This window comes from Methylobacterium oryzihabitans (assembly GCF_004004555.2).
GTDB lineage: Bacteria > Pseudomonadota > Alphaproteobacteria > Rhizobiales > Beijerinckiaceae > Methylobacterium > Methylobacterium oryzihabitans.
The window spans coordinates 1-520 of the sequence record NZ_SACP01000110.1 but is presented as its reverse complement, the minus strand read 5'-3'; the positions used below and the strand labels follow the sequence as shown (position 1 = coordinate 520).

2 protein-coding genes are annotated in these 520 nt (G+C 59.2%); both read right to left on the bottom strand.

Going from position 1 to position 520, the window contains the following annotated elements; translation table 11 throughout:
• On the bottom strand, window positions 1–184 hold a 184-nt coding region (locus EOE48_RS29665), incomplete at its 3' end, for a hypothetical protein (RefSeq protein ID WP_210249615.1).
• Between the two features lie 4 nt (window positions 185–188).
• Window positions 189–520, bottom strand: a 332-nt coding sequence (locus EOE48_RS28590; RefSeq protein WP_127734233.1) for an aminotransferase class I/II-fold pyridoxal phosphate-dependent enzyme, incomplete at its 5' end; no start/stop codon positions are given.

The following is a 520-nucleotide window of genomic DNA, read 5'->3' as shown; positions in this document are numbered from 1 at the left end:
AGAAGTTGGGGTTTGCATCGTCGAAGCGATGCGAGCCGGTGCCACAGAAGTAGGCGGTGAACACACTCATGGGGAGGAGTCTCTTTGGTGAGAAATGAGTGCTGAAGATAGGTAGGCTGATCGGTGAAACGCAGGCGGAAAGCTCGCCCTGCTGCAAAATCGAGGGGCTGCTTTGCAGCCCCAAGCGCTTACTTGCGGGCCAACCCGTCAGCCCGGAACATCTGCCGGATGCCGCGAATGGCCTGGCGAATACGGTCCTGGTTCTCGATCAGGGCAAAGCGCACATGGTCGTCACCATATTCGCCAAAACCGATGCCCGGCGACACGCACACCTTGGCCTCGGCCAGCAGCTTCTTGGAAAACTCCAGCGAGCCCATGTGTGCATACTGCTCAGGGATCTTCGCCCATACGTACATCGATGCCTTGGGGTTCTCGACCATCCAGCCCAGCTCGTGCAGCCCTTTCACCAGCAGGTTGCGGCGCTGGCGGTACTGCTCGGCAATGTCACGGACGCATTGCT